This window comes from Clostridioides sp. ZZV14-6345, from assembly GCF_020657775.1.
GTDB classification, from domain to species: Bacteria; Bacillota; Clostridia; order Peptostreptococcales; family Peptostreptococcaceae; genus Clostridioides; species Clostridioides difficile_D.
In genome coordinates this window covers 19981-34231 of the sequence record NZ_JAGWCX010000020.1, presented here as the reverse complement: position 1 = coordinate 34231, position 14251 = coordinate 19981, and the positions used below count along the sequence as shown (strand labels likewise).

The window sequence follows — 14251 nt, the reverse complement described above, 5'->3', positions numbered from 1 at the left end:
CACCTAGTTGTTAATTTTCAATTTATTAGCCTCCATTTTTTCAGATGCTATGACAAATGGAATATACATTAATATTGATAATATTAAATTAAATAGTGCTAAAGCTCCGCCAGTCCAATCACCTGTAGCCATTGCTCCACCTAATATAGGAGGTGTTACCCAAGGTATTTTAGGCAAAATTACTGGTGCTACTAATCCAAAATCTATTGCTAAGTATGATACAGCACTACATATTACTGGTGCAAGTACAAATGGAATCATAAATATAGGATTTAAAACTATTGGAAGTCCAAATATCAATGGTTCTCCTATATTAAATATTGCTGGTGGTCCACCTAATACTATCATCTCTTTACGTCTTCTTCCAGCTATTAATAAAGCTACAATTAATCCTAATACCATTCCAGAACCACCTAAATACACAAATGCATCAAAGAATGAACCTGCAAGTACATGGTATCCTTCTGTTGCTCCTGCTTGAGCCAACGCAGCATTTTCTCCACCTAATTTCATAAGTATAGTTTCTGTAAAAGGAAGTGCTATATTTGCACCATGAAGCCCAACAGTCCAAAGTATATGAATTATAAATGCAATAAGCATTGTAGAACCTAGGCTATCAGCTACATTTGATAGTGGTGCTCCTAAATAAGTATTTAAAATATCTGTTAAGAAATTTCCATTTGAAAGCATCTTTATAAATATTCCTATTACAGTAAATATCATTATAGTTAACATTCCTGGTATTAACTTTGCAAATGACCTTGAAACTGCTGGTGGAACTCCATCTGGCATTTTTATAGTTAATTTCTTTACTTTAGATAACCTTACAAATATCTCAGTTGATAATAATCCTATTAATATAGAAGAGAATAAGGCTGCTGTACCTAAGTAAGTTTGTTGTATCATCCCCCATCCTTCAACTGCTGTAGTTCCCCCCTCAGGAACTATTTTACCGATTTGTGGAGCCATTATAAAAAAGATAGATAATGCTATAAGTCCAGCTTGTAACCCATCACTTTCATAGGATTTTGCTAGGAAATAAGCAACACCTATTACTAAGAATACTGCCATTGTACCTATTGCTCCCCACCAAAGGTCGCTTCCAAACGTAGTCCAATTTTCTCCAAATATATTTGCCATCAAATTTTTGTATGCTTCTAACGGTAAGTTATTTATCAATGTTCCTAATGCACCTACCATAGTTATAGGTATCATTGCTATAAATGCATCTCTTACTGCTACTAAATGCCTTTGAGCTCCTATTTTGGCAGCTACAGGCACTATATATTTATCCATAAATGACATGAATTTTTCCATTTTACATCCTCCAGTACAACTTTATTTTGAACTATTTAATTCTACAGCTCTATCTAACACAGCTTTTCCATTACATCTTCCATAATCCATCATATTTATAACTTCAACTGGAATATTATATGGTTTTGCCATTTCAGTTGCTTTTCCTAATACATATCTAACTTGAGGTCCTAAAAGTAAGACATCACAATTTTCTATTTCATTTTTTAAGTTCACCTCTGATATAGCCCATATTTTTGCTTCTATACCGTTTTCCTTTGCTGCATCCTCCATTTTTGTAACCAATAAACTAGTTGACATTCCTGCTGAACAAGCTAACATTATTTTTATCATTTTTTCCCTCCAAATTAGATTCATTAAATATTTTTTAAGTCATAAGTTCTTTAAACTATACATTTAAAGTATGCTTTTCTATTAATTATTATCTTAATGTATATATCTTATTTTTAAATGTATATACATTTAATTCTTGATATTATTATATCTCAAATGTATATACATTTCAAGAAAACTTTTTCATTTTATTTAAATTTTATTCGACAACAGCATTCAAAGTTAATGTATATCCATGGTGATATGTGTGTGAGTATTCAAAAATCTCACTATTTTGTAACTTACATATTTGACTTATATATAAAAGTGACTCTGGCTCTTCTAGATTTAAATTATCCATGCACTCTTCATTTGATATTACAGCTTGTACTTCTCTCTCTGACATGGCTATCTTATATCCACATACTTCTTCAACAAAATTATAAAGAGAATTTTCACAGTGTGTCTTATTTAAATTTGGAAATAGCTTAACTGGCATATAAGTAATCATATATGAAACTCTTGCATCATTTGCTAATCTTACTCTCTTGATTTCCCATACATTTTCTTCTAAGCTTATATTTAATTTACTTGATAATTCTTCATCTGCTTGAACTATTTCAAGAGATACCAATATATTAGATACTTTATATCCTTTACTTTCCATCTCCTTAGTAAACCCACTTACAGATGATATATTATCATATATATTATTTGCAAGAACTATACTACCTACCCCTCTTTGTCTGGCTATATATCCTTCTTTAACTAGGTTATTTAATGCAGACCTTACAGTCATTCTAGTCACATTAAACTCTTCACTCAACTGTTTTTCAGAGGGGATTAAATCCCCTTTTTTCAAACTGTCTGAATTTATTAATTCTCTTACATGATTTTCTATAACTTTATAAATTGGCTCTTTCATTTAATTCACTCCTCATTAATCAAATCTTTTACATAATAAGATAATTTTATATACAAACAAAGAAAATGTCTATACATTTAAGATAAATTAAATTTTATTCAGACATCTTATACAACTTTCCAAGTTTTAATAAAGATATAAATAGACTTATCATTAATATCCCTTTTAATATACTTGATAAGGTTATACTCCACCATACACCATTTAGACCCAATATTTCTGGTCTAGATATAAAGTAAGCTAATGGTACTCTTGCACCAGTCAGTATAGTAACTATAGTAGAAGGTATATAGGTTCTACCTAATCCTTTGAAAGCTCCTGTTGTTATTATTTCTAAGCACATAAAAAATTGAGAATATCCTAATATTTTAAGATAAATTGCTCCCTTTTCTATTGCCTCGCTTTCATCTATAAAAATAGAAAAGATACTCTCCCCTGCAAATACTAATACCAAAGTAGTTATTATTCCAAGTACAGAAGATACAATTATAGCTATTTTACAACCTTTATTTATTCTAGAATACTTCTTGGCACCATAATTTTGTCCAACAAAACTTCCTAATGCAACCGATAGTCCTTCAGCTGTCATCCAGGAAATTGCCTCTATTTGTGAGCCTACTTTTTGCACTGCAACAGCTACAGGTCCCCATGATGCTACTATTACTCCTAGTAACATTGAGAATACTGTAAACATACCACTTTGTATTGCTACAGGTAATCCTAATTTATACAGCACTTTATAATATTTAGTCTCTATTTCTTTAAATAGTCTTAATTTAAAATATTCTTCTTTACTTTTAAGTACTATATATATAAAACATGTAGTAACTACTATCTGAGCAAATACAGTTGCAATAGCAGCTCCTGCAACACCAAGTTTTGGAGCAAATCCCCATCCAAAAATTAATATAGGGTCAAGTATAATATTAGTTACTAATCCTATTGTATTAATGCGAAAAGGAGTCTTACTATTTCCAAGTCCATTGAAAATTGCAGTAAATACTGGATTAATAAAATAAAATACCATACCTAGAGCTACTATTATCAAATACTGTCTGGACATGGTTATAACTTCTAAGTCTCCTAATTTAAAAAAACCTATCAACTGCTTATTAAATACTATTAAAAACATTGTATATATTATTGCTAGCATAATATTTATTTCTATTGCTGACTTCATATATGATTTAGTAGTGCTTATATTATTTTCTCCAATACTTTGTGCTACTTTTACCTCTCCACCTACTTTTGAAATCATAATAAATGCCATTGCAAGCCATGGGAAAAATCCAGCTGTTCCAACTGCAGCTACTGCTTTACTTCCAGCTTTACCAACCCATATCATATCTATCATGTTGTACCCCATTTGTATAAATGAAGTCCCCATTATTGGAAGTGATAGCTTAAGTAATTTTTCTGTAATTCTTCCTTCTGTTAAATCAAGTCTATCTTTCATTTTCCACCTCTTTTATATTATAAAATTTAAAATTTATTTGCTTATACAGCTAGATTAATCATTTTATTTGATTAAGTTCACTATCTTTCAATTTATATTATCATATCTCAAGATTGCATCTCAACAATACTTACGTTTAGGATAAAGTATTTCGCCTATCTTTGATAAAATTAATACTTATGAATATAAATCTAGCTATTTCATCAATACCTATTTATAACTCTTAACTTAACTTCAATTAAGTATACATATTGCAATTAATCAGAATATTTTATACTGTATCTTCCATTGAGAAATAGCAAATATAAATGATTTATCTACAATTTTATATATTCATAAATAGTATACTATAATTTTTAAAAAAACCTATATTTGAATACTTTAGGCGTGTTTACACATTGTAATCTATAGATAAATTTGATAATATATAAATATATTATGGTGAAATTTATAGATATATATTAATTATGGGGAGATTGTGGGAGGCTCTTTTCACAAAACATTTAAGCTATGAAAATAAATAATTCAATTCAAATCTAAAGAATCTAATATCTATCATATCAATAGATTTAGATGGTTTGAAAAAGATTAATGATAAATTTGGTCATCAGACAGGAGATTTATATATTAAACAAGCAAGTAAAATTATACAATCTGTAATAAACAAAAAATATATAGTTTATCGTATTGGAGGTGATGAATATATAATTATTCTGAAAAATTCATCTCACAAAGAAATAAACAGTATTATAGATAATATTAAAAGGAAAATTAATAAAAGCAATTAATATTAATAATAAATTTAAAAAGTCTATTCTGTAAATAATAAATTATAAGAATAGACTTTTTAAACTTGTAATTTTTTAGGATAATTTTTTTAATTAATGTTTGTTCTTTTTTCTAAACGATTCTTTATAAATTCATGTATTATTTTAACCAATATATTTGTAAGTAGTATTAATACAGCTAATGCTGCTGCCTGTGCAGTACTCCCCTTATCATCTAGTTGTACAATTGATATTGCAGCTACTTTTGAACTTGCAGTATATATAAAAACTAGTGCTGATATTGTCACCATAGAGTTTAAGAAAAAGTACATAAAGTTCTCTAAAACTGCTGGCAAACAAAGTGGTATAGTTACATTCTTAAGAATTGATGCACTATTTATTCCCATTGATTTAGCTACCATATCCAACTCTTTATCTACTTTCTTAATAGCAGTGGTAGCTGTTATAAATGCTACTGAAAAGAAGTGAACTATATTACATATAACCATTATAAGTAATGTTCCATATAATCCATTAAATAAATTCTTAATATATATTGTATCCATAAAATTAAACTCTAATTTATTAAAAAATAGTACATAAGCTATACCTAACACTAAACCTGGCAATGCCATAGGTAACGTACTTAGAAAATATCCAAATGATTTTAAATATGGAGCTTTTTCTGTTTTTTCATTTAGATATGCAAATAAGAAAACAAAGCTTGTTCCTAGAATAGCTGTCAATAGTGACATTTTTATTGAATTTACAAATGGTTTAATTCCATCAATACTATTTTTCATAGAAAAGTGTTCAAGTGTAAGTCTTAAATCATATGGCCAAACTGAGATTAATGATGATAAGATTACAGTTAACATTACAGCTATTATACCAAATGCAATAACTCCTACAATCCCTCCTAAAATCCCATCTCTTAACTTATTAGATTTAACTTTATATGGAATTGACTTTGAAGTTATGTACGAATTTTGATTTTTTTCAATTTTTTTAGTTACTATAAATGATATTATTGCAGGTATTAAAAGTAATATTGATACAGTTGCTCCCATTGGCATATTTTGTTGTCCTATAATTTGTTTATATACATCTATTGATAATACATTAAACTCTCCTCCAATTACCTTTGGAGCTCCAAAATCTGTAAAGCATAATGTAAATGATACGAATGCAGAACTTATTAAAGAATATTTTATACTTGGGATTGTTATACTTATAAATTCCCTTATCTTACTTATTCCCATAGTGTTACTAGCTTCATATAATCTATAATCAGTTGAGTTTAATGATATATAAAGTATTTGAAATGATTGAGGGAATACATATATAATTTGTGCCAGTATTATTCCCACTTCTCCGTAAATTGGAACATGTATTCCAAGTAAATTAGTCACCAATCCTTGATTCCCAAATAAATATACTAGACCTATTGCATGCATCATTGTTGGAGCAAACATAGGAAACATTGCTAATGACTTAAAAAATCCTTTAAATTTAATCTTTGTTCTAGTTAATGCATACGCATATACTAATGCAAGTGTTAACGATATTACAGTTGATATAATAGATACAAATATTGTATTTTTTAGAGAATTCAATAGAGCTTCAGAAGCCAAATACTCTTGAAAGTTCTGTAATCCTACAAAAACTCCATCTTTATCTAAAAATGCCTGTACAAATAGATATATTATAGGTACCAATAAAAACATTACTAAAGACATAACTAATACTGTAAGCATACATTTTTTTATGTCCAAATTCATTTTTGATTTAAAACTTATACTTTTAGAACTTATAGCATTATTATTCATACACTTATGCTCCTTTAACTTTTGGGTACTTTAAATAGTATTTTTCGTCTATACTTATCTTTACAAGGTCACCTTCTACTAAATTTAAATTAACCCACTCTTTTATAGAAACATCACTTATTATGAAATTTTCATTTAATTTATCCTTTATTTCAACTCTTAATAAATTCCCTCTAAACTCTATATTTGATATTATCCCTTGGTAATTTTCTTTTGTTGATTTCTCTATTTGAACATATTCCGGTCTTACAGTTAGTATAGAATCTCCATTATCAAAACAGTTTGTATCTCCTATAAATTGGGCTGTAAATAAGTTTTGAGGATTTTGGTATATTTCTTCTGGAGTTCCTATTTGCATTATATCTCCTCCATTTAAAATTGCAATTTTATCTGCCATAGTTATAGCTTCTTCTTGGTCATGTGTTACCATTATTGTTGTTATATTAAGTTCTTTTTGTAACTTTTTAATGTCCATTCTAAGCTTGTGTCTAACCTTTGCATCTAGTGCAGACATTGGTTCATCTAAAAGTAAAAACTTTGGTTCAAGTGCTAATGCTCTTGCTATTGCAACTCTCTGTTGTTGTCCACCCGATAATGCTTTGGGATATTTATGAGCTTCATTAGTCAAGCCGACTATTTCAAGCACTTCCTTAACTTTGCTATCTATTTTTTCTTTTGAAATTTTTCTCTCTTTAAGTGGAAAAGCTATGTTATTATATGCAGTCATATTTGGAAATAATGCGTATGATTGAAATACTATTCCAAAACCTCTCTTTGATGGTTCTAAATTTGTAATATCTTTATCCTGAAGAATTATAGCTCCACTATTTACATCTTCAAGACCTGCTATTATCCTAAGTAATGTAGTTTTACCACATCCACTAGGCCCAAGTAAACATAGAAATTCCCCTTCTTCAATATCCAAACTAATATTATTTAAAACCCTTTTTTGGTCATAATTTTTAAACACATTATTTATTTTTAAGTAACTCATATCTTATCTCCCCTTATATAGTTATATTTTTATTTTAAATTCTACACTTTACCCTTTCTTCTAAAATTATTTCATCTAAATTATTAAGTTAAACTTTACTTACTTTCAGATTTTGAACCATACTTTGATTCCCAAGTTTTAAGTACTGTACTTCTGTTTTTGGCAGCAGAGCTTAAATCAACTTCTTTTATTAGCTGTTCAAATGGTTGTTTAGAATAACCTTTCGGAACTGGATTATCTGTCTTTATAGAAGTAACTGCTACTTCGTGTGCATATTTATCCATAGCTGAATCGCTTATTGCCCAGTCTAAAAATAACTTTGCTTCTTTTTTTATATTATCTTTTTTAACTAGGGCATTTGCCTCTAAGTCCCAACCTGAACCTTCTTTTGGAAATACAACTTCTATAGGTTCTCCACTGGATAATTGTTGTGTAGCTCTATATCCAAGTGTAATACCTATTGGATATTCTCCAGAACCAGCTAGTTTCGCGGGTTTTGAACCTGAATGTGTATATGTAGCTATATTTTTATGTAATTTATCCATATAATTGTAAGCATCTTTTTCACCCATCATTTGAATAAGTCCTGATACTGTAAGGTATCCTGTTCCAGATGATGCTGGATTTGGCATTGTTATAAGTCCTTTATATTCTGGTTTTATTAAATCTTCATAACTTTTTGGAATATCTATACCCAATTTCTCAAGCTCCTTATAATTAACTACTATAGCTGTTTCTGGTACACTCATACCCACCCAAGATACATCTTTGTCAATATCTTTGAATTTTTTATCTACCTTATCATAATTTTTAGGCTTATATGCTTCAAGTGCTCCATCTTCTTTTAGCTCTATCATGTTCATTGCTGATAATCCCCATATAACATCTGCTTGTGGATTATCTTTTTCTGCTAATAACTTTGAAGCTATTACACCATGAGAATCCATAACTATTTCTACATCTATATTTGGATGCTCTTCTCTAAACCCTTCCATATAGTAAGCTATTTGTTCTTCCTCTAATGCTGCATATATTGTAAGTTTATTATTTCCTTTTCCTTGAGTAGTTTGTGGTGTTGTTGATATGCAACTTGTCATAAATGTAATCACTACAATACACAGACAAGTAAATATAAATTCTTTCATATCTTCCCCCTTATTGTGTTTTTATCTTTTTTCATTTGTTTTTTGTTGTTTTTGCTTATGTTTATATAATACACCTAATTTGTTAATATAAAGTTAAGTGTAAATTAACAGTTCGTTAATTTTTAGAAGTTTTTGTTAAATATATTATTTTTAATTAAATACAGTATGTTTTTAAACAATATATTAATTTTTATAGTATCTATATTTCTAATTTGAACATAAAAAATAAGTCTAACCTCTATAAATTAGAATGTTAGACTTATTTTTTATAGTATTTAATTATACAACCAAATCATTTTTTTTCTTTTCTTCAAGTGCTTTTTTAAGCACCATATCCTTAACCTTCATAAGTCTAGTAGTACTTGCTCTCTCATTTTCTTCAAGCTTCATAGCTATATACTTAATAGTCTCAATGTAATTTGGTATCATTACATTTTCAAGAGCATTAACACGTCTACGTGTTTTTTCTATCTCTTGAGCAAGAAGCTGTGCACTTTTTTCACTTTCTGCAAGTCTTAAAAGTGGTTGCATAGCAGCTGAGAAAGCTTCCATAGCAGAATCTAATTCCCCTGATGTAAAAGCAAGACCATAAGGATAAATATCACTTTGATTGTTTTCAGTTTTAAAGTCAAACACAGGAACATCAACACTCATTATATTTCTTGTAGAAACATCCACTGAAACAGATTGCTTTGGCATCATAAGTGCTGACCCCAGATACTCCTGACTCATAACTGCTCTTGCGATTATAAAATTTTTATAAGCAGCATCAAGAGCATTTTCTGCTTCTTCACGTAATCGCTTATTTTCTCTTACAATCTCAAGAAATTGTTTCATAAGTTCATCAAGTTTATCTTTAAGAAGCTTATGACCTCTTGTAGCAGTTTTAAGGAGTTTCTTAAGTCTAGTCATTTCCATACGTGTTGGATTTATATTTAATCTAGCCACAGATATCACTCCTTAGGCATATATTTTTCAAAATATTCATCACGAATACGTTTAAGTTCACTTTTTGGTAACATACTAAGAAGCTTCCATCCGATTTCTAATGTCTGCTCAATAGTTCTATCAGTTCTAAATCCCTGTGAAACATATTCTTTTTCAAACTCATCTGCAAACTTAGCATACATTAAGTCAATCTCAGAAAGTGCAGATTCACCAAGTATAGCCATAAGCTCTTTTGCATCCTTACCTCTTGAATAGGCTGCGAAAAGCTGGTTCATTGTGTCTGCATGGTCCTCACGAGTCTTCCCTTTACCAATCCCCTTATCTTTTAGACGAGAAAGTGATGGTAAAACATCTATAGGAGGCTGTATATCTTTTTTATAAAGTTCACGGCTAAGTATAATTTGTCCCTCTGTAATGTATCCTGTAAGGTCAGGAATTGGATGTGTCTTATCATCCTCAGGCATTGTAAGTATTGGAATCATAGTTATAGAACCTTCATGCCCTTTCATTTTTCCTGCTCTTTCATACATCGTAGCAAGGTCAGTATAAAGATATCCTGGATATCCACGACGTCCTGGAACTTCTTTTTTAGCTGCTGAAACTTCACGCAATGCCTCTGCATAGTTTGTAATATCTGTTATGATAACAAGTACATGCATATCTTGCTCAAAGGCAAGGTATTCTGCTGCTGTAAGTGCCATTCTAGGTGTAGATACACGCTCTACAGCTGGGTCATTTGCAAGGTTTACAAATACTACAGAACGGTCGATTGCACCAGTTGCTTTAAAATCACTTATAAAGAATTCAGCATCCTCAAAAGTTATACCAACTGCAGCAAATACAACGGCAAATTTAGAATCAGTTCCACGTACTTTTGCTTGTCTTGCAATCTGAACTGCAAGATTGGCATGTGGTAAACCAGACCCTGAGAATATAGGAAGTTTTTGCCCTCTAACTAGTGTATTAAGCCCATCTATAGCAGAGACACCAGTCTGTATAAATTCGGCTGGATAGTCACGTGCTGCTGGATTTATTGGAGCTCCATTTATATCAAGTCTTTTATCTGGTATAATTTCTGGACCTCCATCAATAGGTCTACCCATTCCACTAAAAACACGACCTAATATATCTGGTGAAACTCCAAAGTCAAGACTCTTTCCTAAAAAACGAACTTTACTTTCAGCAAGGTTTATACCTGTTGAACTTTCGAAAAGCTGAACAAGTGCAGTATCTCCATTTACCTCTAGAACTTTACAGCGACGAATCTCTCCATTTGAAAGCTCAATCTCTCCAAGTTCATCAAATTTTACACCTTCTACGCCGTTTATTAGCATAAGAGGACCGGCTACCTCTTGTATTGACTTATATTCCTTTATCATAGTTCTTCAGCCCCCCTCTTTTTAATAAGGTCTGCAAGCTCGTTGTCTATTTCATCTTCAATTGAATCGTAAGCAGCATTTATATTGTCTTCTTCTACATACTTAGCACGACCAATTTTTTCAAGAACTGAAAGCTTGATAATATCGTTTATAGTAACATTTTGCTTTATAGCATCTTGTGCTGACTTATAGAATTTTAATATAAGTCCCATCATTCTATATTGCTTATGAAGTGATGTATAAGTATCAACTTCATGGAAAGAGTTTTGATGAAGGAAGTCTTCTCTTATAGAACGAGTAACTTCTAATATCAATCTATCTCCATCTGAAAGTGAATCAACACCAACCAATTGAACTATTTCTTGAAGTTCAGATTCAACTTGCAAAAGTTTCATAGCTTGAGCTCTTTGAGCTGAGAAATTATCATTTACATTTTTATCTGCCCATACATCGACCTTTTCCTGATATAACGAATAACTAGTCAACCAGTTAATTGCTGGGAAATGACGCTTATATGCTAAAGATGCATCAAGACCCCAGAATACTTTTACTATACGAAGCGTTGCTTGGCTGACAGGTTCTGATGTATCACCACCAGGAGGAGAAACTGCACCAATTGCTGTAAGTGTCCCTTCTCTTCCATCCATACCTAGACAATTTACCTTTCCTGCTCTTTCATAGAATTGAGCAAGACGTGAACCTAAGTATGCAGGATAACCTTCTTCACCAGGCATCTCCTCTAGACGACCACTCATCTCTCTAAGAGCCTCAGCCCATCTTGATGTAGAATCTGCCATAAGTGCAACACTATATCCCATATCTCTAAAATATTCAGCTATTGTAATACCAGTGTATATAGAAGCTTCACGTGCAGCAACTGGCATATCTGATGTATTTGCTATAAGCACAGTTCTTTGCATAAGTGACTCGCCTGTTCTTGGGTCTTTTAATTCTGGGAATTCAAGAAGAACATCCGTCATTTCATTTCCACGCTCGCCACACCCTATATACACAACTATATCTGCATCTGCCCATTTAGCAAGCTGATGCTGTGTAACAGTTTTTCCACTTCCAAAAGGTCCCGGTATAGCTGCTACCCCACCTTTTGTAATTGGGAAAAATGTATCTATAACTCTTTGACCTGTAACAAGAAGTGAATCTGGTGTTTTCTTTTCTTTATATGGTCTTTCTTTTCTAACTGGCCATTTTTGCATCATAGTCACAGGTATATCATTACCTTTTTCATCTGTAATAACACAAACTGTATCTTCGACAGTAAATTCACCAGAATAGATTTCTTTTATAGTACCTTTAACTCCATAAGGAACCATAATTTTACATTCCACTACAGCTGTTTCTTGAACTCCACCAATTATATCTCCTGCTACAACTTTATCACCAACAGATTTTTTAGGTTTAAATTCCCACTTAATTGTTCTATCAAGTGAAGATACTTCAACACCTTTAGTTATATTAGTACCTGAAATCTCATACATTTTTTCAAGTGGACGTTGAATACCATCATAAATAGTTGAAATAAGACCTGGTCCAAGTTCAACACTCATAGGCATTCCAAGAGAAACTACTTCCTCCCCTGGACCTAGACCAGAAGTTTCCTCATAAACCTGTATAGAAGCTTTATCTCCATGCATTTCTATAATCTCGCCTATAAGATGTTTATCTGAAACTCTTACGACGTCAAACATATTCGCATCTCTCATGCCCTCCGCTACAACAAGCGGTCCTGACACCTTTACAATTGTGCCTGTTTTCATATTCTCTCACCTGCAATCATATACTTTATCAAAATTTAAATATTCCCTCCTATATTTTATCAATACATATCTTTAGCACTAATAAAATTTGAGATTGTCTTTTATTCAACTTTCATCTATTCTTTAAATAATATATCTGCACCTATGGCACGTTTACTAGATTCTCTTACTTCATTCATACCCAATCCCATACTTCCTCCAATACCTGGAATAACTATAATAGCAGGAAGTTGGTAGTCTTTGTATTTTGCTATTGATTCTTTTGCAAGCAATGATGCCTGTTCTGTAATATAAATTATCGCATATTCATCTTCAACCAACTTATGTATACTTTTTTTGATTTCGTCACTATCATAGGCTGGGAAGATATCTATTCCGAGAGCTAAAAATCCCATAATGCTATCTTTATCTCCAACTACTCCTACCTTATACATAAGCATCCCTTAGCCTTTCTTTTATAGTATCTGCGTCTATATTATTAAGCTTACTAGTCAAAATAATTCTAATTGTTTTTATTTCTGATTCTTTAGCATATAAATATGCAATTAGTGGCTCTAATGTAAGAGGTTTAAATTTTGCTTCCCTAACATATTCCATCAGATAGTCATCACAAAGTTTTTCAAAGACAGTAAAACCACTATCCATGCCATTTTTACAGACATCAGAGTAAGAAGTAGATTTAAAACATGATGCTGGAGTGTCTGAAGAAAAAGCTTCTAAGAATTTTTCCTTATCAAGTGAGCCACCTGAAACAAACACGTTCATAAATATATCAAAATCTTTCTTCATATTTTTGACTCTTATAAAACTCTTTAGATTTGTTAAATCACAAACTTTCATAACATAATCCATTACAAATTTGTTTTGACTTTCTTTAGCAGTTTCTTTCATACTAGAAAAAGTTGCTCTATCTAAAACAATATCAACCATCTGACCATTTTGTGTCTTGCTATAAACATCAAATGCCTCTAATATAGCTGATGCCATTATCTTAGGTAAATCACTAAAGCTACGATTTGCTAAAGATTCCCTAAGCTTAATAAGAGGAATTGTACCTCCATCAATTAAATATTTTTCACCATCTACACCAGAAATTTCTTCTTTAATCAGCACTTTTAAGTTATGATAGTCATTTTTATAAAGAAATACATCAACAAATTTTTCTTCAGGAGCTAGACCTTTAAGAATTTCATATGTCTTTGACAATTCTTGAGTCAAAATATTCTCAAAATTATGTATATTATTATTTGATGTATCAACATAACCTGCCTCAGCTATAATTCTTAAAGAGTCTTCAGGGCTTTTGGCTTCTGCCATTTGAATAAACATTTGTCTGTTAAGAAGCTGTTTTTCAAGCACTCTTATTCGTGCCACGGCATAGGGATAAGTTTTTTCTTCTGCCAT

The 14251-nt window shown here is 31.0% G+C and carries 13 protein-coding genes; 1 reads left to right on the top strand and 12 read right to left on the bottom strand.

Translation table 11 applies throughout. The annotated features are described in order from the left end of the window. Positions 1-3 precede the first annotated feature (3 nt). The 4 genes from KGF39_RS07385 to KGF39_RS07370 all read right to left on the bottom strand — a co-directional run bounded on the left by KGF39_RS07385 (position 4) and on the right by KGF39_RS07370 (position 4010). Positions 4-1317, bottom strand: a complete 1314-nt coding sequence (locus KGF39_RS07385; RefSeq protein WP_227821785.1) for a PTS sugar transporter subunit IIC — start codon at positions 1315-1317, stop codon at positions 4-6. A gap of 21 nt (positions 1318-1338) precedes the next feature. Next, positions 1339-1650, bottom strand: coding sequence for a PTS sugar transporter subunit IIB (locus KGF39_RS07380; protein WP_003422688.1), 312 nt, complete (start codon positions 1648-1650; stop codon positions 1339-1341). 199 nt (positions 1651-1849) lie between these two features. Beyond that, positions 1850-2554, bottom strand: coding sequence for a GntR family transcriptional regulator (locus tag KGF39_RS07375; RefSeq protein ID WP_227821784.1), 705 nt, complete (start codon positions 2552-2554; stop codon positions 1850-1852). 94 nt (positions 2555-2648) lie between these two features. Next, positions 2649-4010: an MATE family efflux transporter gene (locus tag KGF39_RS07370; protein ID WP_054274865.1), complete on the bottom strand. Its 1362-nt coding sequence runs from the start codon at positions 4008-4010 to the stop codon at positions 2649-2651. A gap of 548 nt (positions 4011-4558) precedes the next feature. On the opposite strand from KGF39_RS07370, the gene KGF39_RS07365 reads away from it, so the two are divergent. After that, on the top strand, positions 4559-4798 hold the full coding sequence (locus KGF39_RS07365) for a GGDEF domain-containing protein (RefSeq protein ID WP_227821801.1): 240 nt from the start codon (positions 4559-4561) through the stop codon (positions 4796-4798). An 89-nt stretch (positions 4799-4887) separates the two neighbouring features. Here KGF39_RS07365 and KGF39_RS07360 read toward each other — a convergent pair whose 3' ends face one another. The 8 genes from KGF39_RS07360 to KGF39_RS07325 all read right to left on the bottom strand — a co-directional run bounded on the left by KGF39_RS07360 (position 4888) and on the right by KGF39_RS07325 (position 14251). Beyond that, a complete protein-coding gene (locus KGF39_RS07360; protein ID WP_227821783.1) occupies positions 4888-6606 on the bottom strand; it encodes a putative 2-aminoethylphosphonate ABC transporter permease subunit in 1719 nt (572 codons plus the stop codon). A gap of 4 nt (positions 6607-6610) precedes the next feature. Then, complete coding sequence (locus KGF39_RS07355; protein WP_227821782.1) at positions 6611-7600, bottom strand: ATP-binding cassette domain-containing protein; 990 nt, start codon at positions 7598-7600, stop codon at positions 6611-6613. A gap of 95 nt (positions 7601-7695) precedes the next feature. Beyond that, positions 7696-8745 carry a putative 2-aminoethylphosphonate ABC transporter substrate-binding protein gene (locus KGF39_RS07350; protein ID WP_227821781.1) on the bottom strand — a complete coding sequence of 350 codons (1050 nt, stop codon included), beginning with the start codon at positions 8743-8745 and terminating at the stop codon, positions 7696-7698. A gap of 279 nt (positions 8746-9024) precedes the next feature. Next, positions 9025-9693 carry a V-type ATP synthase subunit D gene (locus tag KGF39_RS07345; protein WP_009906174.1) on the bottom strand — a complete coding sequence of 223 codons (669 nt, stop codon included), beginning with the start codon at positions 9691-9693 and terminating at the stop codon, positions 9025-9027. Between the two features lie 5 nt (positions 9694-9698). After that, positions 9699-11072, bottom strand: coding sequence for a V-type ATP synthase subunit B (locus KGF39_RS07340; protein WP_003422669.1), 1374 nt, complete (start codon positions 11070-11072; stop codon positions 9699-9701). After that, the gene (locus KGF39_RS07335; protein WP_227821780.1) at positions 11069-12847 is read right to left on the bottom strand and encodes a V-type ATP synthase subunit A; all 1779 of its coding nucleotides are present in this window, start codon (positions 12845-12847) and stop codon (positions 11069-11071) included. Before KGF39_RS07335 ends, KGF39_RS07340 begins: the two co-directional genes overlap by 4 nt. A 116-nt stretch (positions 12848-12963) precedes the next feature. Further along, entirely contained in the window at positions 12964-13281 is a 318-nt protein-coding gene (locus KGF39_RS07330; RefSeq protein WP_009893746.1) for a V-type ATP synthase subunit F, read from the bottom strand. Further along, the gene (locus tag KGF39_RS07325; RefSeq protein ID WP_227821779.1) at positions 13274-14251 is read right to left on the bottom strand and encodes a V-type ATP synthase subunit C; all 978 of its coding nucleotides are present in this window, start codon (positions 14249-14251) and stop codon (positions 13274-13276) included. Before KGF39_RS07325 ends, KGF39_RS07330 begins: the two co-directional genes overlap by 8 nt.